General features: G+C 64.6%; 16 protein-coding genes. 12 read left to right on the top strand and 4 right to left on the bottom strand.

Going from position 1 to position 21878, the window contains the following annotated elements:
• The first annotated feature begins 17 nt into the window (after window positions 1–17).
• The 3 genes from J3B00_RS16350 (at window position 18) to aldA (ending at window position 5073) form a co-directional block, all read left to right on the top strand.
• A complete protein-coding gene (locus tag J3B00_RS16350; RefSeq protein ID WP_209874929.1) occupies window positions 18–1151 on the top strand; it encodes an MFS transporter in 1134 nt (377 codons plus the stop codon).
• Window positions 1152–1484: 333 nt separating this feature from the next.
• Entirely contained in the window at window positions 1485–3632 is a 2148-nt protein-coding gene (locus tag J3B00_RS16345; RefSeq protein ID WP_245362834.1) for a PQQ-dependent dehydrogenase, methanol/ethanol family, read from the top strand.
• A 7-nt stretch (window positions 3633–3639) separates the two neighbouring features.
• Window positions 3640–5073: an aldehyde dehydrogenase gene (aldA, locus tag J3B00_RS16340; RefSeq protein WP_209868739.1), complete on the top strand. Its 1434-nt coding sequence runs from the start codon at window positions 3640–3642 to the stop codon at window positions 5071–5073.
• Window positions 5074–5262: 189 nt separating this feature from the next.
• Here the strand turns inward: aldA and J3B00_RS16335 are convergent, their stop codons facing one another.
• Window positions 5263–7185: a sigma-54-dependent Fis family transcriptional regulator gene (locus J3B00_RS16335; protein WP_209868737.1), complete on the bottom strand. Its 1923-nt coding sequence runs from the start codon at window positions 7183–7185 to the stop codon at window positions 5263–5265.
• A gap of 190 nt (window positions 7186–7375) precedes the next feature.
• A complete protein-coding gene (locus J3B00_RS16330; RefSeq protein WP_209868735.1) occupies window positions 7376–8704 on the bottom strand; it encodes an MFS transporter in 1329 nt (442 codons plus the stop codon).
• Between the two features lie 162 nt (window positions 8705–8866).
• Between J3B00_RS16330 and J3B00_RS16325 the strand changes: the two genes are divergently transcribed.
• The gene (locus tag J3B00_RS16325) at window positions 8867–9964 is read left to right on the top strand and encodes a sugar diacid recognition domain-containing protein (RefSeq protein WP_209868733.1); all 1098 of its coding nucleotides are present in this window, start codon (window positions 8867–8869) and stop codon (window positions 9962–9964) included.
• A 176-nt stretch (window positions 9965–10140) separates the two neighbouring features.
• A complete protein-coding gene (locus tag J3B00_RS16320; RefSeq protein WP_209868731.1) occupies window positions 10141–11280 on the top strand; it encodes a glycerate kinase in 1140 nt (379 codons plus the stop codon).
• A gap of 3 nt (window positions 11281–11283) precedes the next feature.
• On the opposite strand, the gene J3B00_RS16315 is transcribed toward J3B00_RS16320, so the two are convergent.
• Window positions 11284–12474, bottom strand: coding sequence for an MFS transporter (locus J3B00_RS16315; protein WP_209868729.1), 1191 nt, complete (start codon window positions 12472–12474; stop codon window positions 11284–11286).
• Window positions 12475–12826: 352 nt separating this feature from the next.
• Between J3B00_RS16315 and J3B00_RS16310 the strand changes: the two genes are divergently transcribed.
• The 7 genes from J3B00_RS16310 to asnB are packed head-to-tail and all read left to right on the top strand — an operon-like array spanning window position 12827 to window position 20789.
• Entirely contained in the window at window positions 12827–14143 is a 1317-nt protein-coding gene (locus tag J3B00_RS16310) for a phenylacetate--CoA ligase family protein (protein WP_209868727.1), read from the top strand.
• The gene (locus J3B00_RS16305; protein WP_245362574.1) at window positions 14140–15882 is read left to right on the top strand and encodes a prenyltransferase/squalene oxidase repeat-containing protein; all 1743 of its coding nucleotides are present in this window, start codon (window positions 14140–14142) and stop codon (window positions 15880–15882) included. Before J3B00_RS16310 ends, J3B00_RS16305 begins: the two co-directional genes overlap by 4 nt.
• A 10-nt stretch (window positions 15883–15892) precedes the next feature.
• A complete protein-coding gene (locus J3B00_RS16300; protein WP_209868725.1) occupies window positions 15893–16300 on the top strand; it encodes a hypothetical protein in 408 nt (135 codons plus the stop codon).
• A complete protein-coding gene (locus tag J3B00_RS16295) occupies window positions 16297–16581 on the top strand; it encodes an acyl carrier protein (protein WP_209868723.1) in 285 nt (94 codons plus the stop codon). The genes J3B00_RS16300 and J3B00_RS16295 overlap by 4 nt, the downstream gene beginning before the upstream one ends.
• Window positions 16578–17570 (top strand): AMP-binding protein, encoded by a 993-nt coding sequence (locus J3B00_RS16290; RefSeq protein WP_209868721.1) that lies wholly within the window; start codon window positions 16578–16580, stop codon window positions 17568–17570. Before J3B00_RS16295 ends, J3B00_RS16290 begins: the two co-directional genes overlap by 4 nt.
• Window positions 17557–18942 carry an amidase gene (locus tag J3B00_RS16285; RefSeq protein WP_209868719.1) on the top strand — a complete coding sequence of 462 codons (1386 nt, stop codon included), beginning with the start codon at window positions 17557–17559 and terminating at the stop codon, window positions 18940–18942. The genes J3B00_RS16290 and J3B00_RS16285 overlap by 14 nt, the downstream gene beginning before the upstream one ends.
• 11 nt (window positions 18943–18953) lie before the next feature.
• On the top strand, window positions 18954–20789 hold the full coding sequence (gene asnB, locus J3B00_RS16280) for an asparagine synthase (glutamine-hydrolyzing) (protein ID WP_209868716.1): 1836 nt from the start codon (window positions 18954–18956) through the stop codon (window positions 20787–20789).
• Here asnB and J3B00_RS16275 read toward each other — a convergent pair.
• Window positions 20778–21749 carry a LysR family transcriptional regulator gene (locus J3B00_RS16275; protein WP_209868714.1) on the bottom strand — a complete coding sequence of 324 codons (972 nt, stop codon included), beginning with the start codon at window positions 21747–21749 and terminating at the stop codon, window positions 20778–20780. The genes asnB and J3B00_RS16275 overlap by 12 nt on opposite strands.
• Between the last annotated feature and the right edge of the window lie 129 nt (window positions 21750–21878).

Below are 21878 nucleotides of genomic sequence, written 5' to 3'. Positions count from 1 at the left end.
TCACACTGCTCTTGCTGATGAGCCTCTTGGGCGTCTTTCCTCTCGACGTCATCCTCCCGTCATTCCCGGCACTCTCTGCCGAGTTTGCAGTGCAGAGCGCCGACATCGCTTGGTCGGTCAGCTTGTTCGCGGTCGGTGTTGCGGTATCGCAGTGCCTGATTGGACCGGTATCGGATCGTGTAGGTCGCAAGCGTCTGTTACTGCTGGGTTTGATTACGGCGGCGGCAGGCGCGGTAGGCTGCGCGCTTGCCGAGACTTACGCTTCATTCATTTACTTCCGGCTGCTGCAGGCGGCGGGTTGTGGTTGCTTCGTGCTCAGCCAAGCGCTGGTTCAAGACCTTTTTCGCAACCAACAACGCACGGCCGTGCGGATTCTCCTGACCACTGCCAGCGGACTGTTCATCTCACTTTCGCCGCTGGCAGGGAGCGTGTTGCAGGCGCTGTTGGGCTGGCAGGGGAGTTTTCAGTTGTTCATTGGCTTGGCGGCAGGGGTATTTTTGCTGTCGGTGATGCTACTCAACGAAGCGCCGCTGCCGCAGCACCCCAGCAACCCACTGCGGAGTTACTGGGCACTGTTGAATGACTCCGCGTTCATGACTTATTCGCTGCTTTCGGCGTTGGCCTTCGCCTGCCACTTCTCATTCATCGTCATCTCACCCTTGCTGTTCATGGACCGCTTGGGCCTGTCCACTTACGCTTTTTCAATGGTCTTTATCGGCTACGGTATGGCTTACCTGCTGGGTGGCGTGCTTGCCAGCGCCTTGAATGGCAAGCTCGCGAGCCATGCCCAAATCAGCCTCGGGCTGATGTTGATCGGCTGCGCTGGGCTGGTGATGCTGGGGTGGGTTCACTTCAGCGGGCTGACGGTGGCCGGGGTGATGTTGCCGATGGTGATCTGCACTGCGGGAACCACCATCACCCGCGCAGTCGCCACTACCTGTGCGATGGATTTGCACTCGCAGCGTGCGGGCGCAGCAGCGGCGCTCAACAACACCCTATTGTTCGCGTTGGGCGGGTTGCTCAGCGGTCTTCTGGCGGTGGTCGAGGCCTCGCTGCCAAGCTCGCTGGCGGTTGGCTTTATCGCGACGTCTATTGGTGGGTGTTGGGCGTTCAAGCGTGTCGTGCGGCGTAGATATGGTCGTGCTGGCTGACGATCTGGGGCCGCGCTGCGGCCCTTTCCGACCGGTCCGGCGCCCCGGCAAGGTCGCTCCCACGAGCTGGGCATGCTCACTCTGGAGTTTCCTCAGCGCTGGCACTGACACACCTGTGTCATTCCTGCGCCAACTGTCCTGTTGCTGCATCAGGCGCAGCTGCGGCGGGACACCCCCTCTTTACCGTAAAGCCCTCTAGCACGCCGTTTTAGCCAGGCATACAGCCGTTGGCACAAGCGTTGCTCTCTCCGTTACAGGCACACCCATAACAATAACGGAGATCCGCCGATGACCCACTCAGGCCCGCACCGCCGGCCCCTGCCGACCGCCCTGATGAGAACCGCAGGCTGCGCCATCCTGGCCTTGGCCTGCCTGACCCCGATCCATGCCGCCGAAGTCGATGGCAAGCGCATCATCGAAGCCGACAAGGAACCGGGCAACTGGATGAGCCACGGGCGTACCTACGATGAGCAACGCTACAGCCCGCTCAAGACCATCACCGACGCCAACGTCAATCAGCTGGGCTTGGCCTGGAGCTACAAACTCGATCTGGATCGCGGCGTCGAAGCCACGCCGATCGTGGTCGACGGGGTGATGTACACCACCGGGCCGTTCTCGGTGGTCTACGCGCTGGATGCGCGCAACGGCAAGCTGCTGTGGAAGTATGACCCGCAATCAGACCGCCACCGCGCCGGCGAGGCCTGCTGTGATGCGGTCAACCGTGGTGTGGCGGTGTGGCAGGGCAAGGTCTATGTGGGGGTGCTGGACGGCCGCCTGGAAGCGATCGATGCCAAGACCGGCAAACGCGTGTGGTCGGTGGACACACGCAGCGATGACACACGCAGCTACACCATCACCGGTGCGCCGCGGGTGGTCAACGGCAAGGTGGTGATCGGCAACGGCGGCGCCGAGTTCGGCGTACGTGGCTATGTCACCGCCTATGACGCCGAAACCGGCAAGCAAGCCTGGCGCTTCTTCACCGTGCCCGGCGACCCCAAGCTGCCACCTGAAGACAAGGCCATGGAGATCGCCAGCAAGACCTGGCACGGCGACGCCTTTGTCGAGCAAGGCGGGGGCGGCACGGCGTGGGATTCGTTTGCCTACGACCCGGAGCTCAACCTGCTGTACATCGGTGTCGGCAACGGCTCGACCTGGGACCCGAAATGGCGCAGCCAGGCCAAGGGCGACAACCTGTTCCTGTCGTCCATCGTCGCGATCAACGCCGACACCGGCGAATACGCCTGGCACTACCAGACCACGCCCGGCGATGCCTGGGACTTCACCGCGACCCAGCACATGATCCTGGCCGAGCTGCCGATCAACGGCAAGCAGCGCAAGGTGCTGATGCAGGCGCCGAAAAACGGCTTCTTCTATGTGCTGGACCGGGCCACCGGTGAGCTGTTGTCGGCGAAGAACATCGTCCCGGTCAATTGGGCCAAGGGCATCGACATGAAGACCGGCCGGCCGATCTTTGATGACGAGGCGGCCGCTTACTGGAAAGACGGCAAGCGCAAGCTGGTAACGCCGGCCTTCTGGGGCGCGCATGACTGGCACCCGATGTCATACAACCCCAACACCGGGCTGGTGTATATCCCGGCGCACATCATGTCGGCCTACTACGAGCATATTCCCGAGGCGCCCAAGCGCAATCCGTTCAAGAGCGTGTACCAGCTGGGCCTGCGCACCGGGATGATGCCGGAAGGGCCGGATGGCCTGTTCGACATGGCCAAGACCTGGTCGGGCAAGCTGATTGCCTGGGACCCGGTCAAGCAGGCGCCGGCCTGGGAAGTGCCGTATATCACCATCTTCAACGGCGGCACGCTGAGCACGGCGGGTAACCTGGTATTCGAAGGCAGCGCCGATGGCCGGGTGATCGCCTACGCCGCCGACACCGGCAAGAAGCTCTGGGAATCGCCGGCAGCCAGCGGTGTGATGGCGGCGCCGATCACCTACTCGGTCGACGGTGAGCAGTACGTGACGTTCATGGCGGGCTGGGGCGGGGCGTTCTCAACCTTTGCCGGGGCCTTGTCGCTGCGTGCCGGAGTGCAGCCGTTCTCGCAGGTGCTGACCTACAAGATCGGCGGCAACGCCACCCTGCGCGAGCCGCCACCGCCGGCGGATGCACCCAAGCCACCGGCACTGACCGCCGATGCGCAAACCGTGGCCGCTGGTGCTGCCCTGTATGACGGTAACTGCGCGCAGTGCCACGGCATCCATGCCGTCAGCGGCGGCGTCCTGCCCGACCTGCGCAAGCTGACTTCGGACAAGCACCAGATGTTCCTCGGCATCCTTTATGGCGGCCGGGTGCCTGATGGCATGCCGTCGTTCGCTGATGCGCTCAAACCGGAGCAGGTCGAGCAGGTGCACCAGTACCTGATCAAGCGCGCCCACGACCTGCAGAGCGAAGGCAATGCCTGGCAGCGCTTCAGCGCCAAGCCCGCTGCCGTTTCGCCACTCGCCGACAACACCCCCAAGGAGTGACACGACCATGCATGACGCCATTTACCAGAACTACATCGACAACCGTTTTGTGGCCAGTGAGCAACTGATCGACGTGTTCAACCCGGCCAATGCCGAATTGCTCGGCAGGGTGCCCGAATCGCCCGCCGACCAGGTCGAACAGGCGATTGCTGCGGCACGCAAGGCGCAGAAGGGCTGGGCCGCCAAGCCGGCCATCGAGCGTGCGGGCTATTTGCGCCAGATCGCCAACAAAGTGCGGGCCAACGCTGATCGGCTGGCACGGATCATTACCCAGGAGCAGGGCAAGGTTGCCGGGCTGGCCCAGGTCGAGGTGAACTTCACGGCCGATTACCTGGACTACATGGCCGAGTGGGCGCGGCGCCTGGAGGGCGAGGTGCTGACCAGCGACCGCGCCAACGAGCATATCTTTCTGATGCGCAAGCCCTTGGGCGTGGTGGCGGGGATTCTGCCGTGGAACTTCCCGTTCTTCTTGATCGCGCGCAAGATGGCCCCGGCGTTGATCACGGGCAACACCATCGTCATCAAGCCCAGCGAAGAGACGCCGATCAACTGCTATGAATTCGCCAAGCTGGTGGCCGAGACCGACCTGCCAGCAGGTGTGTTCAACGTGGTCGGTGGTAGCGGCGCAAGTGTCGGCCACGGGCTGTCGAGCCATGCCGGCATCGACCTGGTCAGCTTCACCGGCAGCGTCGCCACCGGTGCGCGGATCATGGCTGCCGCGGCGCCGAACATTACCAAGCTCAACCTGGAACTGGGCGGCAAGGCGCCGGCGATTGTCCTTGCCGACGCCGATCTGGACCTCGCCGTGCGCGCCATCGTTGCCTCGCGGGTGATCAACACTGGCCAGGTGTGCAACTGTGCCGAGCGGGTCTACGTCGAGCGCAAAGTAGCTGACGCGTTCATCGACAAGGTCGCCCAGGCCATGGCCGCGACGCGTTTTGGTGATCCTTCCAGGCAAGCGGATCTGGACATGGGGCCGCTGATCAACCGCGCGGGCCTGGACAAGGTTGCGCAGATGGTGCGCACGGCGGTTGGGCAGGGCGCCCAAGTGGTAACGGGCGGGCAGGTGGCTGACCTCGGGGCCGGGTTCCATTACCAACCGACGGTGCTCGCCGGTTGCTCGGCGGACATGGAGATCATGCGCAAGGAGATCTTCGGGCCTGTGTTGCCGATTCAGGTGATCGATGACCTGGATGAAGGGATCGCGCTGGCCAACGACAGTGAGTATGGCCTGACCTCGTCGATCTATACCGGCAACCTGAATGCGGCGTTCAAGGCTTGCCGTGAGATCGATTTTGGCGAGACGTATATCAACCGGGAAAACTTCGAGGCCATGCAGGGCTTCCATTCCGGCGCGCGCAAGTCAGGGATCGGCGGGGCGGATGGCAAGCATGGGTTGTATGAGTACACCCGCACGCAGGTGGTGTATATCCAGGGCTAGGTAGCGGCAGTCGCGGGGCATGCCCTAAGGTTGTTCACTTGAGAGTGCCCGGGCCGCTTTGCGGCCCATCGCGACACAAGGCCGCTCCCACAAAGTCCGCGCATGCCTCAAGGCTGGCGCTGTGGGAGCGGCCTTGCCGGGGCGCCGGACCGGTCGGAAAGGGCTGCGCAGCAGCCCCAATAGCATGGGTCAATCGGTCAGGTTCGGCTGCACGATCCCGTGCCGCTTCATCTTGCGGTACAGGGTCGAGCGCGAGATGCCTGCCGACTCGGCCGCTGCACTGATGTTCCAGTGCTCTCGACGCAGCACGCTGAGCAGATGCCGCGCTTCGGCATCATCGACCTGATCGTCCAGCCGCAACGGTTGGCCAAGCAGGCGCTTGCCTTGGCTGGCAACCAGCTCCTCAGGCAGGCAATCGCTATCAATCAGCCCATCCTCAGCCAATGCCACCGCATAGCGCAGGCTGCTGAGCAACTGGCGGACATTGCCTGGCCACGGATGCTGCTCCAGGCAGCGCCGCGCACCCTCACTCAAGCGCAGCGACGCCGCCTGCGGTATGCCAGCAAGCAGTCGCTCGATGAGTTGACTGCGGTCGGACCGCTCGCGCAGCGCCGGCAAATGCAGGCGCATACCGCACAGGCGGTAGTACAGGTCCTCGCGAAAGCGCTTGTCGGCGATCATCGACGCCAGGTCCTGGTGCGTCGCTGACACCACCTGGATATCAACTGCCACCGGCGTTTCGGCACCCAGCGGCTGCAACTCGCGCTCGGCCAGCACGCGCAGCAGGCGGGTCTGCAGGTGGGCGGGCATGTCGCCGATCTCGTCGAGAAACAACGTGCCGCCGTTGGCCAGTTCCAGCTTGCCCTTCATGCCTTTGCGGTTGGCACCGGTGAAGCTGCCGCTGCGATAGCCGAACAGCTCGCTTTCGATCAGCGACTCGGGAATCGCCGCGCAGTTGAGCGCGACGAAGGGGCCGGCATGGCGCCGGCTGGCCTGGTGTACGGCGCGGGCGAAAGCCTCCTTGCCCGTGCCTGTTTCGCCGGTGATCAGGATACAGATGTCCTTGTCGAGCACCTTGCGCAGGCGCCGCACGCTTTGTTGCAGTTGCGCATCGCTACCGGCCAACTGATCCAAACCGGGGTGGATCGGCGCGCAGGGCGCCGGGGCGGGTGGCGGACGCAGGCCGTAGCCGGCCGGCACCCGCAGGCCCACCTCGATGATGTGCTCGCTGGCAAGCGCCCGCAGTTGTGTTCCGCGCGCGCCACCGCGAGTCAGGTCAAGCAGTTCGTCGATCGATGCCGGCAGCAGTTGCTCGATGCGCTGGCCCAGCAGACCGCCTGCGCAGGTCAAAAACGCCGCGCGGTTGGCGCCGATCACCCGGCCGCTTTCGTCGAGTGCGAGCAGTTGTTCGTTGGCCAGGTCAGTGATGTCGTCACGCGGCTTCAGGGCCAGCGTCAGGCGGTCACGGTAGCGCTGGCGGAAGTGGGTGTTCTCGATCAGCCGGGCGTACAGGGTGACCAGGTGCAGGGTCAGGTGCTGGGCCTGTTTGGGGCCTTCGTTGTGCAGGCAGGTGGCGTTCAGGCAGCCGAGCAACTGGTTCTGGGCGTCGAAGATGGGCGACACCGAGCAGCTCAGGCGGGCATTGGCGGCGAGGAAGTGCTCCTGGCGGTGGATGGTCAGCGCTTGCGCCGAAGCCAGGGCAGTGCCGATGCCGTTGGTACCGGCGATCGACTCATCCCAGCGGGCGCCGACGATCAGCCCGGCCCGCGAGTAACGCTCATGATCGGCGGGCAGGCGCGCGTCCAGGGTGATGCCGTCGGCGTCACTGAGCAGCACCGCGAAGCCGGCATCGACCACCCGCCGGGCGAGGCCGTTGACGCCTTGCCCGGCAATGCTCAGGTAGGCCTCGTGCTGGGCCTGGTGCTGGCGGATCTCGGCGGCGCTGAGGACGTTGTCGACATGGCGCAGGCTGGGGTCAAGGTGGTGTTGGTTGATGCTGCGATACCACGACTCGGCGATTACCGTCTCGGGCGCAAGGCCACGTTCGGCGAAGTGGCAGTCGATGAAGGCGGCCAGTTCTCTGGCGCGGGTATCGGCGGTGTGCGCAGACATGGGCGCTCCCCGTATTATTGTTGTCTGGGGCCGGTGCGAATGCCGGGCTAGAGGGAAACCATAGCTGGTTGCGGCGGGGGATGCACTGACCTCTTCGCGGGACAAGCCCGCTCCTACAGGATATGCGCCGCATTCTGGCCGGAAAGGGCCGCAACGCGGCCCTGGCGGTGTAGCGGGTAAAACGTCTCTTTCAGCCAGCTCGTGCCGCAGTCAGCGCCCCGGCGCGGGTCGCGCGCAGTGCCACCAGGCTGCCCAACACGATCAGACCGGCCAGCGAGTACAGCGCGGCATCGGTCGAGCCGGTCTGGTCCTTGATAAAGCCCACCAGGTACGGGCTGAGGAAGCCAGCCATCTGCCCGACCGAGTTGATTACCGCCAGGCCCGCCACAGCAGTACCGACACTGAGCAGCGCAGTTGGCATGGGCCAGAACATCGGCAGACCGGTCAGCGCACCCATGGTCGCAATCGACAGGCCGAGGATCGCGATGACGGGGTTGCCGGCGAAGTTCACCGCGATCAGCAAGCCGAGCGCGCCCATCAGCATCGGCACCACCAAGTGCCAGCGGCGTTCATTGCGCAGGTCAGCCGAGCGGCCAACGACAATCATGAACACCCCGGCCAGCAGGTACGGAATAGCGCTCAGCCAGCCGATCAGCAGTGGGTTGTCAAAGCCCATGCCCTTGATGATCGAGGGTAGCCAGAAGTTGATCGCGTAAACACCGCTCTGGATGCAGAAGTAGACAAATCCAAAGGTCCAGATCAGCGGGTTGGTCAGCACCGGCAGCACGCCGTCGCTGCGCGTGGCCGGCTTGCTCGCCGCATCGGCTTCAAGGTCGGTGGCGATGATCTGGCGTTCGGCCGGGCTCAGCCAGGGGGCCTTCTGGTAACCGTCGCTGAGCAGTTTCATCGCGAGGAAACCGAGTGCCACGGTCGGCAGACCCTGAATCAGGAACATCCACTGCCAACCTGCCAGGCCGTGCTGGCCGGCGGCGAAGTGCTGCAGGATCCAGCCGGAGAACGGCCCACCGAGCAGGCCGGAGACGGGGATCGCAGACATGAACAGGGCCATGATCCGGCCGCGGCGATCAGCCGGGAACCAGCGCGAGAGGTACAGCACCACGCCAGGGAAGAAACCGGCCTCGGCGGCGCCGGTGAGCAGGCGCAGGGCGTAGAACTCGGTTGGTGTAGTGACGAACAGCAGGCAGGTCGAGAGGCTACCCCAGGCGATCATCATCAGCGCAATCCAGCGCCGAGGGCCAAAGCGGTTGAGCGCCAGGTTGCTGGGCAGGCCACACAGGACGTAGCCGATGAAGAAGATCCCGGCGCCGAGGCCGTAGACGGTTTCGCTGAATTTCAGCGCGTCGAGCATCTGCAGCTTGGCAAAGCCGACGTTGACGCGGTCCAGGTAGTTGAACAGGTAGCAGATGAAAATGAACGGGATCAGCCGCAGCGTGATCCGCCGATACAGCGCATTGCGAGTGACTTCGTGGCCTTGGTCAGGGGCAGGGGTGTGTGCCATGATCGTGATCTCTGTTGTTATGATTGTCGCCGCTTCGCCTGTGTCGGCGCTTGCCCTGACGAGTCTCGGGGAGCACGGCGCGGCTGTCTTTGTGCTTTTGCACAGCGCAGGCCGCAGGTCGCTGTGCCACGGCCCAAATCCTACCACCGCAAGGATTCTTGAATGTTCGAACTGGACCATGACCTGGCACAGGACATCGTCGATCGGGCGATGGCCATCCTGCCGTGCAACGTCAATGTCATGGACAGCCAGGGCCTTATTCTCGGCAGTGGCGAGCCGGAGCGGATCAACACCCGCCACGAAGGCGCGCAACTGGTGCTGGCCAACGGGCGCATCGTCGAACTGGACGTCGACGCCGCGAAGTGCCTGAAGGGCGTGCAACCGGGCGTCAACCTGCCGCTGATGCTTGATGGGCGCTTGATCGGCGTGCTCGGGCTGACCGGCGACCCGCAACAGCTGCGCACCTTTGGCGAGCTGGTGCGGATGACGGCCGAGATGCTCCTCGCCCGGCGTCATTTGCAGGTTGAACAGCAGTGGCGGCGTCAGCGCTGTGATGACCTGCTGGCGTTGCTGCTGGGGAGCAGTGGCGACTCCACACGGTTGCTCGATGAAGCCCAGCAACTGGGGCTCAAGCCGCAATTGGCGCGGGTACCGTACCTGTTCGAGCTGGAGTCGGGGCCGCCCGCTGAAGCATTGTCGGCGTGGCTGATGAGCCGCTATCCCGACAGTTGGTGTGTCAGCCCTGCGCGGCAGTCGCTGCTGTGGTGTCGACCGGCCGGGGTGGTGCTGGATGACCAGCGTTTGCTCGAGCGCCTGCAGCGCCACGGCTGGCAGGTGCAGCGGGTCGCCCTGGGGCAGGCGGCGCAGAGCCTGGAGCAGTTGCGCCGCGGCTACCGGCGGGTGCGTGACCTGCTTGCTTATGGCCGCGAGGTGCTGCCGAGCGAGCGCTTGTTGAGCCTGGCCCGCTATCGGTTGCCGGCGTTGCTCTGGCGTCATCGCAACGATGATGCGCTGGACGAATTACTGGAGCCGCTGCAACGGATTCGGGCCAAGGACGCCAGTGGCCAGTTGCTTGCCACCCTGCGCGCGTGGTGCGCGCATGACGGGCAGAGCCAGGCCTGCGCCGATGCGCTGGGTATCCATCGCAACAGTTTGCGTTATCGGTTGGAGCGGATTGCCGAGTTGGGCGAGGTGGACCCACAGCGGCTGGAGGGGATGTTGAGCCTGTACCTGGGGTTGCAGTTGTTGCCGGTGGAGTGAGTCGGTGGCGTGGGTATCAGTGGCGGCCTCTTCGCGGGGCAAGCCCGCTCCTACAGGGTTGAGGGGCTCGCCAAAGGCATTTGCCCAATCAAGCTGGTCGCGATTTTGTGCATCCGACTGAGGCCCAAGGCCTGCGAGGCTGTCAGCATGCACCTATCTGGATCAGGAGAATCCCCATGAAAATCGTTATCGCCCCCGATTCGTTCAAGGACAGCCTCGATGCCGCCGGTGTCGCCAGGGCGATTGCCAGTGGCCTGGCCGAGGTGTGGCCAGATGCCGAGTACGTCGAATGCCCGATGGCCGATGGCGGCGAGGGCACCATGGAGACGATCCTTGCCGCGAGCCAGGGTGAGTTGCGCCGGCAAACGGTCCGTGGCCCGCTGGGCAGCCGCGCCGAAGCAGGCTGGGGCTGGCTCGCCGAGAGCCGCACGGCGATCATCGAAATGGCCCAGGCCAGTGGCTTGCAACTGGTGCCGACCGGCCAGCGCGATGCCTGCCGCAGCAGTACCTGGGGTACTGGCGAGCTGATTGCCAGCGCGCTGGCCGCCGGCGCACAGCGGATCGTCCTGGCCATCGGTGGCAGTGCCACCAACGATGGCGGTAGCGGCATGCTCCGCGCCTTGGGCCTGCGTCTGCTCGACGCTGATGGCCAAGCCTTGGAGGAAGGCGGCCTGGCCCTGGCCCGACTGGCCCGTATTGACGCCAGTGACCTTGACCCACGGTTGGCGGAAGTGCAGGTCGAAGTGGCGGCCGATGTCGATAACCCGCTGTGCGGTGCGAACGGCGCTTCGGCGATTTTCGGCCCGCAGAAAGGTGCCAGTGCGCAACAGGTGCAGGCCCTCGACCAGGCCCTCGGCCACTTTGCCGACCACTGCGCGCAGTTGCTCGGTGAGGATGTGCGGGACTTTCCCGGTTGTGGCGCTGCCGGCGGCATGGGTTTCGCTGCCAAGGCGTTCATGGGCGCGCGCTTCCGCCCTGGGGTGGAAGTGGTGGCAGAGCTGGCCGGCCTCGATGCGCTGGTGCAGGGCGCCGACCTGGTGATCACTGGCGAAGGCCGTTTCGACGCGCAGACCCTGCGTGGCAAGACTCCCATGGGTGTGGCGCGGGTCGCCAAGCGGCACGCGGTGCCGGTGGTGGTGCTCGCCGGGACCTTGGGAGAAGGCTATCAGCAGCTCTACGCCCACGGCATCGATGCTGCGTTCGCCCTGGCCAGCGGGCCGATGACCCTGGAGCAGGCCTGTACCGATGCACCGGCCTTGCTCCACGCCCGGGCGAGTGACATTGCCCGGCTCTGGCACTGCGCCCGGCAGGGTTGAGGCTCAATTTTGCTGTTCGGGCTCGGCATCCAGGCTGGGGGCCGGCTCGGTTTGCCCGGCCAGCACCAGCATGGCCAGCAACGCCGCGCCGACGCCTGCCAGCGGTAGGTAGGCCAAGCCCACCCGCTCGATCAACCAGCCACCCAGTCCCCCACCCAGCGCGGTGCCCAGATTGAAGGCGGCAATGCTCAGCCCGGACGCCACGCCAGTGGCCTCTGGTGCGAGCGCCTTGGCCAGGTTGAGCAGGCGCAAGGTCGACAGGGTAACGATGGCAAAAAACACCGCCCCCAACACCCCCAGCAGCACCAGTACTGACCCTGCAGACTGTTGCATGACATACAGCAGGGCCAGCGTCGCGGTCAGCAGGGCCAAGGCGATCATCAGGCTGCGGCCGGGCTCGAAGCGATCCGCTGCGTAGCCGCCAAGCAGGTTGCCAAGGATGGTGCAGCCGCCAAACATCAGCATGCCCAGGCCAAGCAAGCGCAGCCCACCCTGGGTGATCTCAAGCAGAAACGGCGACACATAGGTAAAGAACGAGAACACCGCGACGCTGACCAGCATGGCCACTGCGGCCGCCATCAGCAGTGGCCGCTGGCCAACAGCCCTCAACCCCGCCAAACGGCCGCCATCCGCAACCCGCAGCGGCTGCGCCGCCCGCGGCATCAGCCACATCAACCCGAGCAGGCTGAAAATCCCCAGCACACCGAGTACGACGAAGATTGCCCGCCAGGTCCAGAAGCTGCCCAACACCGTGCCCAGCGGCACCCCCAGTGCCAGCGCCAGGGTCAGCCCGAGCCACACCAGCGAAAGCGCTCGCCCGGCCCGCGCCGGGTCTACCAGCTTTACCGCAACGTTGGACGCCACCGCCATGAACACCCCATGCGCCAGGCCGATAACGAAGCGCAACAAGTGCACCAGCAGTAACTGATCAAGGCTGGCCAGCAGCAGGCTACCGAGGCTCAGTACGGCGAGCGTCAACAGCAGCACCGAGCGGTCACGCCAGCTCACCAGCAAGGCGGTCAGGATCGGCGCGCCAATGGCCGCGCCCAGGGCATAGGCAGCAATTGCAGAGCCCACCGAGGTCAACGAGCTGCCGAGGTCGTCGGCCATCGCCGAGACCAGCCCGGCGACGATGAATTCGGACAAGCCGAAGGTGAAGGTACACAGCGAAAACACGTAGATGACAATAGGCATTGCGGTATCCGACTCATCCATGAGTGACGTAACAGGTTAATCGGCGCCTGGAACCGCTGCTGCACGGTGTTTGCACCAGGCGTGCTCGTCCTGCCAAGTGCTGCAGGTGGCGCCGATAGTGGGCAGTGGGGCCGTGCTTGGGAAATACAATAAATGTCTTTATGTGATACCCAGTGTTAACCCCTGTGGCGACGGGGGATGCTCCTTGCGGTTGCCCCACAGCTACTGTAAATCCTTGAATTTCAAAGCCAACTAATACTTTTCGACTATCACCGTGGGGTCGAAAATAATATTTTACTCAGCGCAGGCTCTCGCCAATTCTCGTCGCGACTTATACGAGAGGGGCGGGTCGATGTTGGTTCACACGGATAATGACTACGCTGCCGTCAAGGACGCCGAGGGCGAACTTCGACAGCAGTTCGGGCAACTGCCTGATCAGACTTTTTACACCGGCAAGTTGCAGGCGGCCTGGGAGCGCGCCCGCGGCGGCGCCTACTATGCCGACCTCGGCCCATTCAGCCTGGCCGCTTTCGAGCAGCTGCCACCCACGCCCAAGGCCAGCCTCAAGGCTCGGCCACTGGACTTCTGCACGGTCAGCCTGGGCCAGGCGGCCAAGTACTACGCCACCACCGGCACCACCGGCGAGCCGACGCCGACGCCACGTTTGAAGCAGGACATCATCTGGAACGCCATCAGCGTCGCCAGCCACTGGCAATCAGTGTTGCAACGTGGCGCGCGGGTGGCCAACCTGATGCCTTCGGACATCGTCCCGGTCGGCGACCTGATCGCCAATGTGTGCGAATACCTGGATGTCTCTCACGTGCGGCTGTATCCGTTCACCACGGGTATCACCGACTGGGAGCGGGTGTGCACCACCTTCGCCACCTATCAGCCCACCGTGCTGTTTATCGCCCCAGGCGTATTGGTGCAGCTGACCCGGTATCTCAAGCAGCGCGAGATGCTCGATGGCTTTGCCCAGTCGGTGCGTTCGATCATGCTGCTCGGCGAGGTCAATACCCTGCCGTTTCGTGAGCGCTTGGCGCGCTGGTGGCAGTGTGAGGTGTTCGACGCCAGCTACGGCAGTACCGAGACCGGCACCCTGGCCGCAGTCGGCGAAGACCGGGTCATGCGCCTGGCCACCGCCACCAACTACTTCGAACTGCTGCTGGCGGACGGTCGTCTGGTGCCCCCCGCACGCGCCCTGACCGGCCGTCTGGTAGTGACGCCGCTGAACCTCTATGCGCGGCCACTGTTGCGCCTGGATACCGGTGACAGCGTCACGATCACCAGCGAATGCACCCCCGGATTGCTCAGCCCGACCCTGCTGGTCAACGGTCGCGACCATGACAGCATCGTCGTCAGCGGCGTGCCCTTGGAAATCCGTGCCGTGGAGGAGGTGGTCTACGGCAATTGCGATGCCACTGGCTACATGATCGAAGTCGACCGTGACAACGACACGGCCGCGTTGATTCTGGAACGCGACGTGGTCTGGGACAGCAGCCAGGAAGCCGCCCTGCAAGCGCGCCTGCAAGCGCATTCCGAAGCACACATGCGCCTGCGCTGGAGCCGCATCCTGTTCGTCAACAACCTCTCGGCGCTGAACAAGAGCGGCGCCTCGCAGAAGAGCTGGAAGAAGACCAACCTGCGCTTCGTCGGGGGCCAGCCATGAGCGAGCCTGTGCTGCAACCGCCACGCTTTCCCCAAGGCCAGGGCCAGGGCAACCATCAGCCCGATCTCTGGTGCACCTACGCGGCCGTCCGCAGCCTGGCCTGGATCGAGCGCCTCGACAGCGCCGATGTGCCGCAACTGCAAGGCTACATTCAGTCGCGGCGCAACCGCGATGGCGGCTACGCCTGGAGCAAGGGCATGCCCTCGGATGCCTGGGCGACGTTCTATTGCAGTGAGACCCTGAAGGATCTCGGCCTCGCCATAGACCGCCGTGAGGCCACTGCCGAGTGGCTCCACACCCTGTTTGACGGCGACGCCTACGCCATGTGCCCAGGGCAGACTGCCGATGCCTGGGCCACCCACTATGCGCTGCGCACCTTGCTCGAGGTCTGCCAAGGCCAGGTGCAGCATGCCGAGGCGCTGTATAGCTGGCTGGAAGGCTTGCAATGCGCCAACGGCGGCCTGAGCTGGTCGGCTGATTTCGCCCAACGCGATGTAGCCGATAGCCGGGCCTGCTTCTATGGGGTGATGGCCGCGCGCGCCCTGCAGCGGGCCGGTCTGCGTGCGCCGGCCTGGGACCGGGCGCGGTTGATCGCCTGGTTGCAGGCGCAACAGACGGCGGAAGGTGGCTTTCGTTTCAGTGAGTCGGCAGATTCTCCGTGCCTGTGGGCGACCTACCGCGCCACCGCGAGCCTGGCCGAACTCGGCGCGCAACCCCTGGACAGACCGCGCTGCGTCAGCTGGATCGAAGGGCTGCGTGGCCCTGCGGGCGGCTTCGTACGTTGGCACGGTTATGACTGCGAGGATGTCTGGGCGGTGTTCTGCGCCGTCGGTTCGCTCAAGGCACTGGCCGAGCCGGTCGAGTACCTGGCTGGCCCGGTCGCGGCGTTCATCGCCACCTTGAGCCTGCCGCAAGGTGGTTATACCTACCGCGAGCTGGGCGGCGCCGCTGATGTCTTGAGCACCGCTTCGAGCATCCTCGGCGAGGCCCTGACAGGCACCGATCGCGCCGCTGCAGTGCGCTGGATCGAAGGCTGCCAGATGCCCAACGAAGCCGGGATCATGTACATGCCCGGGCGCGGCGCCGAGGTGCGCTGCACCGCTTGGGGCCTGGCTGCCGGGGCATTTGCCGAGCAGCCGCGGGCACGCCAGGCCATAGGCCGCTGGTTGGCCTCGTTGCAGAACCCGGACGGCGGTTTCGGTTTTTGGGAAGGGCGCGGCTCGGACATGGTCTCCACCGCTTCGGCGGTAGCGATCCTGCAACGCCTGGACGACAACGCCGGGGTGGACCTGGACAGCCTGCAGCGTTTCATTGCCCGTTGTCGCCGCGACGAGGGTGGACAAGTGGTCCATGCCGGCTACCCACGCGGTCAGTCGTCATTGCGTGCAGGCCTGCAGGCCTTGAGCTGCCTCGCCTACCTGGGTCACCAGGTTAAGCATGAGGCCGCGACGCTATTGGCTGCACACAAGGTACGCCAGGGCGGATTTGCCAATCAGGGCCAACGCATCCCGGACCTGCTCAGCACCTACCAGGCCGTGGCCTTGTCACTCGCGCTGGAACTGCCGGTGGATACCGCGCACTTGCGCTTCTTCCTCGACAAGGTGGCTACCGAGCAGGGTTATGCCTGGTCGCCGCTGTACCTCGAAGGCCAGAACGCCATGTCGGCATGCCTCGGCCGGCTGCTGCTGGCGTGGGTCAATGGCAGCCGCCAGCAGCTACCCAACCTTCACCTGTCGTAAGGAACGGCACATGCCAACCATCACCGTCGCTTGTGCGCCCCTGGCGCTGATCGAGCGCAAGCGTATCGCCCTTGGTTTTACCCGCGTGCTGAAAGGCCTGGGCGCTGACCCTGCGCATTGCATGGTGTTTTTTGCACCGTTGCCGCTGGACTGCGTGTTCAGCGCAGGCATGCCCTTGCCGAGCGTCGACCGCCACGGCAAACCGGCGCAGTTTCATGTGCGCATCACGCTCTCGGAAGAACGCGACGGCGCCGCCCAACAAGCGCTTGCAGACGGCTTGTACAGCGCGCTGCGGGGCAGCTACAGCGATGCATTCATCTACCTGCAATTCGACCCGATCGCGCCTGAACAGGTGTTCTACAGCGCGGGTACCTCACTGATCAACGCAGGCTCTCAACAAGGAAGCACAGGCTCGTGAATACCCTTTCCATTGAACAGCGCATTCGCCACACCCTTGAGCAACTGCTCGGTCCGGACGTCAACAGCATCGACCGCCAGGCGAGTTTTCGCGACTTTATCGGTGAGCGCTTCGACAGCCTGATGGCTGTTGAGGTGATTACCGCAATCGAGGACTGCTTCGCCATTGAAGTGGACTACCTCAGTGACGACGTTCGCTTCTGGTTCGAGACCCTGGACAAGATGGAGCGTTTCGTCGCGCAAAAAGTCGAGGATCAACTCACCCTGCAGGCGCGCGCGTGAACAACCACCTGGTGTTTCACACCTCAGGCTCGACCGGGACGCCGCGCCAATGGCTGCGCAGCCGGGAGCAGATGGAGGACGAGGCGCGGCTGATCTACCAACGCTGGGCGCCTGGCGTCAGCGAGATCATCGCGTTCGCCCCAGCCAGCCACAGCTATGGGCAGATTCTTGGCGAGACCGGCGCACGGGTGATGGGCGTGCCGGTGCAGTTCTGTTCGCTCGAGCAGCAGCGCTTGCCGCAACTGGAGGGCAACGGGCACTGCGTGATCCTGGCCATCGCCAGCACCTGGCGGCTGTTGCCGGGCTTGCTGGCGAGGCTGGCCGGCCGCCAGGTGCTGGTGCTGCACAGCGCGTCGCTGCTGCCACCTGATGCACTGTCGACGGTGCACCAGCATGCGGGGCCGCAGGTGCGTTTCGTCGAGCTGCTTGGCGCTACCGAAACCGGCGCCATGGCCTTTCGCGAATGGCAGGCGAGCAGTAGCGCTGATCAGCCGTGGAGCTTGCTCGACGATGTCGAATTGCTCACGCCGGTTGGCCAGGCGGCGCCGCTCGAAATCGCCAGCCCGCGCATCGCCCTTGAGCAGGGCCAGGACCACGCGGCGAGCAGTCACCGCTGCGACGACGTGGTCCAGGTGCTGGACGCGCGCCGCTTCCAGTGGCTGGGGCGGGCCAGCAGCCTGATCAAGGTCAATGGCCTGCGGGTCGACTTGGCCAGGCTCGGCAGTGAACTGGGCATGCGCCTTGGCTGCCCGTCGCTGGCCTGTGTGCCCGTGCGCGATCCGCTGCGCGCCGAGGCGTATCACGTGCTGTTCAGTTCGCCGTCATTGACCGAAAGCGCGGTATTGGACGCCTTCAGGTCGCTGCCGCCGGGTACGCCAAGGCCGGTCGCGGTGCGCCGGGTCGAGCAACTGCCCCTGTCTGCCACTGGTAAGCCGCAACCCTGGGCGGCTTCATTTACTGTCAAGGAATACACCAATGTCCCCTGTTAAAACCGAAGATGCCATCAACACCTACCTGGCCGATTGCGGCGCCGACCCCTCGCTTGGCCAGGCGCAGCCAGACTACCTCGCGCTAAGCCTGCGTGAACGTCACGCGCGGCTTGAAACCCAGCCGGCCCTCGCTATCGAATGGGCGGCGCAATACGAGCAGTGGTACAAGCATGCCGACAACGACTACCGCTGCCTGGTCAGCACACGTGCAATAGAGGCGCCATGGTACCGCCTGGGCGTCAAGGACACGGTCGATGTTGCCGGCTTGCCGACCCGCCTGGGCCTGCGCAGCTACCGGCATTACCCGGCCCGCAGCGCCGAAGCGTTGACCAGGCTCGACCCGCGGGTCGGCCTGACCTGCAAGGTCACCACTACCGAGTTGAACATTGCCTTTGGTGGCGGCTGTCGTAACCCGCGCTTCCCCAGCATCGACGCCTCAGGCTCGAGCACCGGATCGGCGGTGTCGGTCGCGGCAGGGCTGTGCGATATCTCGCTGGGTACCGATGTACTCGGGTCGGTGCGCTGGCCGGCTTCGCATTGCGGCATGGTCGGGCTGCGCATGACGCACAAGGCGCAGAGCCTGGCTGGCGTGTTTCCGCTGTCACCACGCATGGATGCCCTTGGCTGGGTGGCGCGCAGCGCCGACGACCTCGATTTCATCTTGCCGCTGTTGGGCATCGAAGGGCTGCTCGGCGAGCAGCAGCCACTCAAGCAACAGTATCGAGTCGGCTTCCTCAGCCATGTGCATGAACCAGGCCTGACCAGCGCGCAGATGCTCGCCATGCTCGACCAGGTCCGCACGGCCGTGGCTGACCTGGACATGCCTCAGTGCGAGGTCGCGATGCCTGAATTGTGGGCCAGCCGTGGCGATGCCTGGCAGTTGTGTGCCCGTGATGCCTGGCTGGCCTCGGCGGCCTGGCAGCAGACCTTCGATTGTGAACTGCACTGGTCGACGCGCAGTGCGTTGGCGGTCGGCGCTGGCGTCAGTGACAGCGAATACCAGCAGATCCACCAGCGCATGGATCAGGTCCGGGACGGTATCGATGCCTGGTTCGATGCAGCCCAGGTCGACTTCGTGGTGTTCCCGATGGACCCGAACCGGCCGTTTGACCGGCGTGACCCGCAGCCCGGTGATTCGACCATTCCGTCACCGGCAGACAGCGACTATTCGCAGAAGATCAGCTTCACCCCGCTGGCCAGCTTCAGTGGCCTGCCGGCGATCACTGTACCGATCACCCAGAGCACTGACGGCAAGGCCGCACTGGCCGTACAGATCATGGGCCGGCGCGACAGCGAGCGGCAGTTGCTGGATATCGCCAAGCGCCTGCAGGCGCTGGTTGGCGAGGTGCCGGCCGACCGGCAGGGCGCATAGGAGAAGCGATCATGTGTGGAATTACCGGTTGGGTGGACTTCACCCGCGACCTTTCGCAAGACTTCAGCACCCTCGGTGCCATGACCGATACCCTCGCGCTGCGTGGCCCGGATGCCAGCGGTAGCTGGCGCCACCGGCATGCGCTGCTGGGCCATCGGCGACTGGCGATCATCGACCTCGCTGGCGGCGTGCAGCCGATGACTTACCGCTTCGCCAGCGGTGAAGAAGTTGCCCTGGTGTACACCGGCGAGGTCTATAACCACGATGCCTTGCGCGAGCGCCTGCGCCTGGCGGGCCACCAGTTCCAGACCCGCAGCGACACCGAGGTGGTGCTGCACGCCTACCTGGAGTGGGGCGAGGACTGCTGCGACTACCTGTCGGGCATGTTTGCCTTCGCCGTGTTCGACGCCCGCGACGGGCACTTCATGCTGGTGCGCGACCGCCTTGGGGTGAAACCGCTGTATTACGCCCGACAGGGCCAGGGCGTGCTGTTCGGCTCGGAGATCAAGGCGATTCTGGCCCATCCAGGCTTCACCAGAGCACTGGATGTGGTCGGCCTGGTGGATGCTTTGAGCCTGTCGCGGGCCACCGCGCGTACGGCGTTTCGCGGTATCAGTGAGTTGCCGCCGGGGCATTGCTTGTCGTGGCGGCCGCAGGGGCAGGTGAAGCTCAGGCGCTATTGGCAGCTACAGCGGCGCGAGCACCAGGACAGCGTCGCGGCGACCGTCGAGCGCACCCGCGAACTGCTCGGCAATGCGTTGGGCGAGCAACTCTACGCGGATGTGCCGGTGTGTTCGCTGCTTTCCGGCGGGCTCGATTCGACCATCCTCACCGCCATGGCTCAGCGCAAGCTGCACGCTGAGCAGGGTGCCACGGTCAATTCGTTCTCGGTCGACTTCGTCGGCCAGGCCGAGCAGTTTCAGGCAGATGCCTTTCGCCCGGAACGCGACGAGCCGTATGCGCTGGCGGCCGCCGAGTTCATCGGCAGCCGGCACCAGACGATCCTCATCGACAACCGCGAACTGGTTGCCGACCCGGCCCGTGAAGCGGTGTACCGGGCCAACGATTCGGCGGCCACCTTCGGCGACGTCGATACCTCCTTGTACCTGCTGTTCAAGGCCATCCGCCGGCACTCCACGGTGGCGATTTCCGGCGAAGCGGCCGACGAGGTCTTCGGCGGCTACGCCTGGTTCCGCGACCCGCAGGCGATTGCCGCTGCGCGCATGCCGTGGCTTTCGCGCATGCAATTGCTGCAGGCCGACCTGATCAATCCGGACTTCAACCGCCAATGTGATTTTGCCGCCTACCAGGACAGTGCCTACCATCAGGCGTTGGACCGCGTCGAACACCTGCCCGGCGATAGCCCGCAGGAGCGGCGCATGCGCGAGATCAGCCACCTGCACTTGCATCACTGGTTGCCGATCCTGCTCGATCGCAAGGACCGCCTGAGCATGGCCGCCAGCCTGGAAGTGCGCGTGCCGTATACCGACCATGAACTGGTGGAGTACGTGCATAACGTGCCCTGGTCGATCAAGGGCAAGGATGGCGAGGAGAAATGGCTGCTCAAACAGGCCTGCGCCGAATTGCTGCCGCCGTCGGTGCTGCAGCGCAAGAAGAGCCCGTATCCAACGTCGGCCAACCTGGCCTATGAACGCTACCTGCGGGCGCGGACCCAGCAGCTGCTGAGCACGGCGGACAGCCCGGTGTTTGCGGTCATCGACCGCGGTCGGCTGGCCGCGCAGCTGAACCAGGCGCAGGGGTACTTCAACTCGCAGCTGCGTCGCAACAACCTGGAAACCGCACTGGCGTTGGACGCCTGGCTGCGGCTCTATGGGTTAACGGTGTAGTTCGCGGTTGACGATGCTCTCCTGGGTGGCCAGGTCCAGGAGGGTGTCGCTGAAACGCTTGGGCGCGCCGAAGTCGAGCATCGAGATGAAGCTGCCCAGGGCAGGGGAGGCGTTCTGGCTGTTCCAGTTCATGTACAGGCCCATGCTCGGGTTGGCCTGTTCATTGACCGGACGGATCGGACGGAACAGCACCCGGTCACGCAGGGTCGAGTGGGCGATGGATTCGGGCACCAGCGCAACGCCAAAACCGCAGGCGACCAGGCCGATCAGGGTGTGAATCTGCGAGGCTTCCTGGACCACCCTGGGGTAGAACCCGGCCGCTTCGCACAACGCCATCAGCTGGCTGAAGTAGCCATTGCCCAGCGCTTGCGGGGTAAAGACGAAATCCTCTTCGGCAAAGTCGCGCAGGTCGACCATCGACTGCCGGGCACGCTCATGATGGGCGGGCAGGGCCATGACGATCTGCTCGTTGAGGATCAGCCGCGACTCGATGATATCCGGCGGCATCGGCAGCTTGCGCATGAAGGCAATATCCGCCTCGCCCGCCATCAACGCCGCGGCCTGAGAGGCAGATGGCATCTCGCGGATGGTCAGCTTGACGTTCGGATAAGTGTCGCGAAAACGCCGCAGGGAGTTGAGCAGCGATTCGTAGTAAGCGATGGAAATCGCCGTGATGGTCAGTTTGCCGCATACCCCTTCGGACACGTTGCGCGCGTACTCGATGCCCTGTTCGAGCTCCTTGAGGGTGCGGTAGGCGGTTTCCAGGAAAGCCATGCCGGCCGCTGTGAGCTTGACCCCGCGCTTGTTGCGCAGGAACAGGCTGAAGCCAAGCTTTTCCTCAAGGCGGTTGATCGCTTGGCTCAGGGGGGGTTGTGCCATGTGCAGGCGAATCGCTGCCTTGTGAAAGTGCAGCTCCTCGGCCACGGCGATAAATTGCCTGAGCAAACGTGTCTCGATCATTCTCGCTTCCTCAACATCGAGTCGAACTGGTGCAGGGTGTACAGCAGGCGCCGGTGATGCCTGCAAGCGCGCCATCATAGAGTGTGGCTCGACCGTGCAGAAGCCTCTAGGACGGGGCTTTGCCTATCT

The organism is Pseudomonas sp. BP8 (assembly GCF_017875955.1).
In the GTDB taxonomy this organism is placed as follows: Bacteria; Pseudomonadota; Gammaproteobacteria; order Pseudomonadales; family Pseudomonadaceae; genus Aquipseudomonas.
Note: the sequence above shows the minus strand (reverse complement) of the source record. Positions and strands in the feature narration are given on the sequence as shown.

Bases quoted from the DNA above. Each gene is read 5' to 3' on its own strand.
- J3B00_RS16335 (WP_209868737.1), bottom strand. From the start codon at position 7,185: ATGTCTGCGCACACCGCCGATACCCGCGCCAGAGAACTGGCCGCCTTC.
- J3B00_RS16275 (WP_209868714.1), bottom strand. From the start codon at position 21,749: ATGATCGAGACACGTTTGCTCAGGCAATTTATCGCCGTGGCCGAGGAG.
- J3B00_RS16310 (WP_209868727.1), top strand. From the start codon at position 12,827: ATGTTGGTTCACACGGATAATGACTACGCTGCCGTCAAGGACGCCGAG.
- J3B00_RS16320 (WP_209868731.1), top strand. From the start codon at position 10,141: ATGAAAATCGTTATCGCCCCCGATTCGTTCAAGGACAGCCTCGATGCC.
- asnB (WP_209868716.1), top strand. From the start codon at position 18,954: ATGTGTGGAATTACCGGTTGGGTGGACTTCACCCGCGACCTTTCGCAA.
- J3B00_RS16350 (WP_209874929.1), top strand. From the start codon at position 18: ATGAGCCTCTTGGGCGTCTTTCCTCTCGACGTCATCCTCCCGTCATTC.
- J3B00_RS16345 (WP_245362834.1), top strand. From the start codon at position 1,485: ATGAGAACCGCAGGCTGCGCCATCCTGGCCTTGGCCTGCCTGACCCCG.
- J3B00_RS16330 (WP_209868735.1), bottom strand. From the start codon at position 8,704: ATGGCACACACCCCTGCCCCTGACCAAGGCCACGAAGTCACTCGCAAT.
- aldA (WP_209868739.1), top strand. From the start codon at position 3,640: ATGCATGACGCCATTTACCAGAACTACATCGACAACCGTTTTGTGGCC.
- J3B00_RS16305 (WP_245362574.1), top strand. From the start codon at position 14,140: ATGAGCGAGCCTGTGCTGCAACCGCCACGCTTTCCCCAAGGCCAGGGC.
- J3B00_RS16315 (WP_209868729.1), bottom strand. From the start codon at position 12,474: ATGCCTATTGTCATCTACGTGTTTTCGCTGTGTACCTTCACCTTCGGC.
- J3B00_RS16300 (WP_209868725.1), top strand. From the start codon at position 15,893: ATGCCAACCATCACCGTCGCTTGTGCGCCCCTGGCGCTGATCGAGCGC.
- J3B00_RS16325 (WP_209868733.1), top strand. From the start codon at position 8,867: ATGTTCGAACTGGACCATGACCTGGCACAGGACATCGTCGATCGGGCG.
- J3B00_RS16285 (WP_209868719.1), top strand. From the start codon at position 17,557: ATGTCCCCTGTTAAAACCGAAGATGCCATCAACACCTACCTGGCCGAT.